Annotated in this window: 4 protein-coding genes and 1 pseudogene; all 5 read right to left on the bottom strand. The window is 36.7% G+C overall.

What is annotated here, in order from left to right:
• Window positions 1-457: pseudogene (locus ABIQ28_RS12515) on the bottom strand (serine protease); the annotation flags it as partial.
• 31 nt (window positions 458-488) lie between these two features.
• On the bottom strand, window positions 489-1,676 hold the full coding sequence (gene mnmA / locus ABIQ28_RS12520; protein ID WP_348037815.1) for a tRNA 2-thiouridine(34) synthase MnmA: 1,188 nt from the start codon (window positions 1,674-1,676) through the stop codon (window positions 489-491).
• A 332-nt stretch (window positions 1,677-2,008) separates the two neighbouring features.
• Entirely contained in the window at window positions 2,009-2,719 is a 711-nt protein-coding gene (locus ABIQ28_RS12525) for a toxin-antitoxin system YwqK family antitoxin (protein WP_348037817.1), read from the bottom strand.
• 439 nt (window positions 2,720-3,158) lie between these two features.
• Window positions 3,159-5,054, bottom strand: a complete 1,896-nt coding sequence (yidC, locus tag ABIQ28_RS12530; RefSeq protein ID WP_348037819.1) for a membrane protein insertase YidC — start codon at window positions 5,052-5,054, stop codon at window positions 3,159-3,161.
• A 102-nt stretch (window positions 5,055-5,156) separates the two neighbouring features.
• Entirely contained in the window at window positions 5,157-6,797 is a 1,641-nt protein-coding gene (locus ABIQ28_RS12535) for a CTP synthase (protein ID WP_348037821.1), read from the bottom strand.
• Window positions 6,798-6,883: the final 86 nt, after the last annotated feature.

Here is a 6,883-nt window from a genome sequence, read left to right on the forward strand (position 1 = left end):
TGCTGACTTGATTTTGAGCACTTCCATAATTAAAATCTTCCAAACTGGCCTCAAGGGCAAACTTATCCTTTTGCTTTGCTGGTCGTGATAAATCATTTAAATTTTTATCAGCAAAGTCAATGGACGCCACAAAATACAAATCAAAAAGCGTTGAGATATCAGAAACTTCACCTCTTACATGAACTGCATTCATCCACTTGGATTTTGCCAGAACTGTAATGCCACTAGTACTTTTTAAACGCCTAATATTGGATTCATTAACCGGCACATCCCTAACGTCTATAGCAATATTATGGGCGTTTTTTCTATCAATGGCTTTTTGCGAAAGAATAGAAATTGGATTTTGAATGGCAACTTCAACGTTTTCCTTATTGGTAAAATATACCCACGCATCTTGCTGTGCGAAGACTGCATAAGAAAAAAAGCAAAATAAAAACGAGAAGATCTTCAATTTCATCAGCAATAATTCGGAAAATTATTACTGCAATTTAAGAAATAACTCCCGAACCAACTAATTCGTCATCATGGTACCAAGCCACAAATTGACCTTCAGTGATAGCCGATTGAAGTTCTTCAAAAATCACATAAAGTCCGTTTTCAAGTTGATGTAGTGTTGCATTTTGAAGAGGTTGACGGTATCTGATTCGCGCTTTGACTTCCATCGTTTGATCTAAACCTAGTTTTAGGTCTTCACGAATCCAATGGACTTCATCGTTATTAACAAACAAGGCACTTTTAAGTAAGCCTGGATGTTCCTTACCTTGACCCGTATAAATGACATTCTCTTCAACATCCGTTTCGATTACAAAAAGTGGTTCGACGGTGCCACCAACGGCAAGTCCTTTACGCTGACCTTTTGTAAAATAATGCGCCCCTTGATGTTTGCCTACTATTTTTCCGTCAGAAATATTATAGTCAATTTTTCGGGTCAAATAATCAAACTTGTCCTTTTCAGAAGTAAAGTCTGGCGTTGTTTGATTGTATATATGTTGTTCCGCAGAAATCTCAACAATCACACCTTCTTTTGGCTGTAATTTTTGCTGTAGAAATTCGGGAAGTCTTACTTTACCAATAAAACAGAGTCCTTGGGAATCTTTTTTATCTGCCGTAATCAAATCCTGTTCGGCAGCAATTTTGCGGACTTCAGGTTTTGTTAATTCACCAATAGGGAATAAGGCTTTTGATAATTGCTCTTGAGACAATTGACATAAAAAATAAGACTGATCTTTATTGGTATCAACGCCAGCAAGCAATTGATAGATCTCTTTGCCATCTTTTTGCAAGACACCTTTACGGCAATAATGACCTGTAGCCACAAAATCTGCACCTAAATCGAGGGCGATTTTCATGAACACGTCAAACTTTATTTCCCGGTTACAAAGCACATCGGGATTTGGTGTACGGCCTTTTTGGTATTCGTCAAACATATAATCGACGATGCGTTCTTTATATTGCTCGCTCAAATCGACCGTTTGAAAGGGTATTCCTAATTTATCTGCCACCAACATGGCGTCATTGCTATCATCCAACCATGGACATTCATCAGAAATGGTCACAGAATCATCATGCCAATTTTTCATAAACAAGCCAATGACCTCATAGCCTTGCTCCTTTAACAAATACGCAGCCACACTTGAATCTACACCTCCCGAAAGTCCTACTATTACTCTTTTCATTTTGCAAAATTACGAAGATTCGTTTGAAATTGAAATCGAAATTGAAAATGAAAATGAAAATGAAGTCCAAATTGAAATGAGAAAATTTCGTAAGTCTCAACACATAGCGTCAACACCAATACATTGCACCTTTGCGAAGAAACCTAGTGCCTTTGCATTTAAGTAAGAAACTACTTTTTTAACCGCAAGGACGCAAAGTCGGGCGCAAGGGACGCGAAGAAATATATACTTCGATAAGCTCAGCAAACAAGTTGCAATCGAAATTCAAGCACAAAATGGCATTTAAACTTCGGACAACTTGAAACCTGAAACTTGAAACCTGAAACCCTTCCCTACTGCTTCCCCGGATTTTTACTATACACCGTAAAATCCTTTTCTTCACTTAAAACACCGTTTTCATAGTATTTCCAAATCCCATGTTTTTTATCATTTCTATAAACACCTTCCGCTAATAACTGTCCGGCAGCATTGTAGTATTTAGCCATACCATCAAGCATATCATCTTTATATAAAAAATCTTTAATCACCACCCCGTTTTCAGAAAACACTTTTGAATTCCCGTTTTGTTTGCCATTCACATAATTGGTTTGCTCCGCCAGTTGACCTTTGGGATAATACACCAATCTTTCGCCATCCAATTGCCCTTGGTCATTATAATGTTCAACAATCATAATGCCATTGGTTTTATTATGATAATACACCCATTTCCCGACAAACAATTTGCCGACCATTTGACCTTCACTGATCAGTTTTCCTTTGGATGAATAAAACTTCACAATGATATTGTTATTATTAGCCGAAAATTCTCGGGTGGCACTCAACACACTCTTCTTTCCGTCCATTTTATAAAACTTGAACAGTCCAACCTCTTTGCCATGTTCAAAAACACCTTCGTACCTGGGCTGAGTAGTGTTATCAAAATCCTTTCTCCATAAACCATGGCGCTTCCCGTCATTATCGAGCTGATTAATAAGATCTTGCGCAAGCATAGGTGTTAAAAACAGGGTTAAAAATAACCCTAAAATAATATTTTGCTTAATCATTTTACAAATTCATTAAACTCAAAAACTGTTTAGTTAATCTTATGTCGAACAAATAAACTCAAAAAAATGACACTTATTTCAAAACCTTAAAGATTTTACCGTTGTTATTCCTAATTATAGGATTAGAATATCTATTTAGCGATCCATTTTGCATTCCAGTACGAACACTTCCTATATTAAAGAGTATGCTTCAGAAAGGCCAGAACACCTTATGCACTGTCACAGACAAAAGCACTCGTCATGGAAAGTAACAGACAGAATTTATAAATAAAATGTCTCATTCAATAACCCAATCATTTAAAAATTGTCGCACTGCCAATAGATTTTAAAGGGAAATTTAGTTGACTTTCCTCTTCACAAAAATACCATACAATAGACCTTAAACAAAATATGCCCCTGAAAACTCAGAGGCATATCTTTATAATTTTTGAAGAAAAACTTACCGTTTTCCTTGTTTTTTCTGCTCTTCCGCTTGTTCCATCATCTCTTTCATTTTCTTTTGGAACTTACTTTCTTTCTTAGGTTTTGCTTTATTAACCTGAATTTGTGCGTGGATTTTTTCTTCATCCAAAACAAAATTCTTGATGAATATCATAATCCCAATACTAATCAAGTTCGAAATGAAATAATACAAACTCAATCCAGAAGCATAGTTATTAAAGAAGAACAACATCATGATTGGCGAGAAGTAAATCATATACTTCATCATTTTCGCCATATCCGGCATTCCTTCTTGCGTTGGTTGTGTAGCCATTTGTTGTCCTGTAGTCATTTTCATATAAAAGAAAATAGCGATAGAGGCCAATATTGGGAATAAACTCACGTGATCCCCATAAAAAGGAATCTTGAATGGTAAATCCAAAATCGTATCATAAGACGATAAATCATCTGCCCAAAGGAAGCTCTTTTGACGAATGTCAAAGGCCGATGGGAAAAATTGGAACAAAGCGTAAAACACTGGCAACTGAATCAACGCTGGAATACAACCAGCCAACGGACTTGCACCAGCCCTAGACTGCAGCGCCATCGTTTCTTGCTGAATTTTCATCTTGTTGTCTTTGTATTTCTCACGGATCGCATCCAATTCTGGCTTAATGATCTTAAGTTTAGCTTGTGACAAGAATTGTTTGTACTGAACGAATGACAAACACAATTTGATCAAGATCGTCATGACCACAATTGCAATTCCGTAAGACATATAGGATCCTAAAAATCCAAATAAAGGAATAAATAGGTAGCGGTTAATCCATCCAAAGATTCCCCAACCTAATGGAAGCACTTCATCTAGATTTCTATCATAAGCATTCAGGATTTTATAATCACTTGGCCCGTAATACAAGTCCATGCTCTTATTAAGTTCTCCACCTTCAAGAGCCAACGGCAATCTACTAGCGAATGCTTTAGTAAAAAGAGTATCTATATCTTCATCTTCAACTAAGTTTTTTGAAGAAAAATATCCCGATTTAAAAGGTTGATCGGCTAAAAGAATTGAGGTAAAAAAGTGCTGCTTATTAGCGATCCAAGTAATATCTTTTTTTGTATCATCCTTAAAACTACCCTGACCTAAATAATCATCTTTACCACCTTCATATTCAAAAATGAGCTCGGTATATCTGTTTTCATAAGAGATACTTTGGGCATGACGATAAGTCTTGATCTTCCAATCCAGATTAATTTCCTGAGAACTATTGAACACATCACTTAAACCTTGTGAACGCACATGGAAACCAAACATATAATCGTTTGGCTTCAACTCATAACGATACTCCAAAAACTTATTTTCAGAAACTTTAAGTTTCATCGACACCACCGTGTTTTCACCATTTTTGGTTATCGTTGGTTCGAAATAAAGATCTTGGGTGTTTAAATTTCTGTTATCCGTTGTTGAAAATGAAATATTAAAAGCAGCATTACCATCTTTAATAATATAGATGGGCACGGAATCAGAATTCACAAACTTCTTAAGTTTGACTTCAGAAAGGTATCCTCCTTTATTGCTAAACTTTAACTCTAACAAATCGGTCTCAACCAAAGTCTCATGATCTTTAGCAGATGGTAGGGTTGATGCATACGCAAAAGCACCTAATTTATTCTTCAAGGCTTCCAGCTTCAAAGAATCAGAAGCCGTTGTATTGGAATAATCTTCAGCATTGGTAACAAAAGTGTCTTTTTTCACTTCCGCATTTTTCTCTGCCGCTACTTGCACTTTTTTCGCTAATTCCTCTGCTGCAAGCTCCTCAGGAGTTGGTTGGTTCTGCCATAGCATGAACAATAATATCCCAAAAATAAGAACGAATCCTATAATCGAATTGAGATCAAATTTCTTTTCTTCCATGTATTTGATATTCAGACTTGAGAGTTTTTAAAATCCGATAAGTCTTTTTAAGTTGGTAATTATTTTTTAATACGATTTTTCAGAGCAAAAATGCATCCAATTTTAATTTTGTGCCATACTGACACCGTTTTTTTTGTTTTTATAACCTAAGGCAGCTTTCACGAATGCCACAAACAATGGATGTGGATTGGTTACTGTGCTTTTATATTCGGGATGGTACTGCACACCTACAAACCAATTATGAGCAGGAATTTCGACAATTTCCACCAATCCGGTTTCAGGATTAACTCCGGTAACTTTCATACCAGCGTCTTCAATTTGCTGTTTATACGCGTTGTTAAATTCATAACGATGACGATGACGCTCTAAAATATCTGATTTTTTATAAACATCTTTGACAATGCTTCCTTCTTCCAAATGGCAAGCCCAAGCGCCAAGACGCATGGTTCCACCTTTATCCGTGATGTTTTTTTGTGATTCCATCAAATCAATGACAGGATCAGAGGTATGCGGATTCATCTCTGTTGAATTGGCGTTTTTTAAACCCAAAACATTTCGAGCATATTCAATTACGGCCATTTGCATGCCTAAACAAATCCCCAGAAACGGAATATTGTTTTCTCTCACATATCTAACAGCCTCAATTTTTCCGTCCACACCACGCTCTCCAAAACCGGGAGCCACCAATACACCATCTAAATGCGCTAATTTTTCAGCAGCATTTTCTACGGTTAAATGTTCCGAATGAATCGATTCTACATTTACTTTCACTTCATTTTCAGCACCTGCATGAATGAATGATTCCAAAATAGATTTGTAAGAATCCTGTAATTCTACATATTTACCAATCAATCCAATGGTTACTTCGCTCTTAGGATTTTTAAGTCGTTTTAAAAACTGATTCCATTGTGTCAAATCTGGTTTATCACTTTGAAGATCTAATTTTTTAAGAACCACTTTATCCAATCCTTGTTCCAGCATCAAATTAGGCACGTCATAAATTGTTGACGCATCAATAGATTGAATGACAGCTTCCTCACGAACGTTGCAAAACAAGGCCAGTTTACGGCGTAAGTCTAACGGCAACTCACGATCTGTACGGCATACTAAAATATCTGCCATAACGCCACTTTCCATCAAAGTTTTGACACTGTGTTGAGTAGGCTTTGTTTTCAATTCGCCTGCTGCAGACAAATAAGGCACCAAAGTTAAATGGATCACGATCGCGTTATGCTCTCCCAAATCCCATTTTAATTGACGTACTGCCTCAATATAAGGTAGGGATTCAATGTCGCCAACGGTTCCTCCTATTTCGGTAATAACGATATCATAATCACCAGAATTTCCAAGAATTTGGATGCGGCGTTTAATTTCATCGGTAATATGTGGAATGACCTGAACGGTTTTTCCTAAAAACTCACCACGACGTTCTTTTTCAATCACACTTTGATAGATGCGACCGGTAGTCACGTTATTTGACTGGCTTGTAGGCACATTCAAAAAACGTTCATAATGTCCTAAATCCAAATCGGTTTCGGCACCATCATCCGTTACGTAGCATTCACCATGCTCATAAGGATTCATTGTACCCGGATCGACATTAATATAAGGATCCAATTTTTGAATGGTTGTTCTGTAGCCTTGCGCTTGAAGTAATTTTGCCAAAGAGGCTGCAATAATGCCTTTCCCTAAGGAAGACGTTACTCCTCCAGTGACGAATATGTATTTTGTAGTAGTTGCCATGATGCGTTGTTAAACGCAGGCAAATTTACAAAATTTAAATAGTTATTAGAGTATCTAATTTTAGTTATTTCTGAAGATAATCCACA

The organism is Gelidibacter sp. (genome assembly GCF_039916245.1).
GTDB lineage: Bacteria > Bacteroidota > Bacteroidia > Flavobacteriales > Flavobacteriaceae > Gelidibacter.

Bases quoted from the DNA above. Each gene is read 5' to 3' on its own strand.
- mnmA (WP_348037815.1), bottom strand. From the start codon at position 1,676: ATGAAAAGAGTAATAGTAGGACTTTCGGGAGGTGTAGATTCAAGTGTG.
- ABIQ28_RS12525 (WP_348037817.1), bottom strand. From the start codon at position 2,719: ATGATTAAGCAAAATATTATTTTAGGGTTATTTTTAACCCTGTTTTTA.
- yidC (WP_348037819.1), bottom strand. From the start codon at position 5,054: ATGGAAGAAAAGAAATTTGATCTCAATTCGATTATAGGATTCGTTCTT.
- ABIQ28_RS12535 (WP_348037821.1), bottom strand. From the start codon at position 6,797: ATGGCAACTACTACAAAATACATATTCGTCACTGGAGGAGTAACGTCT.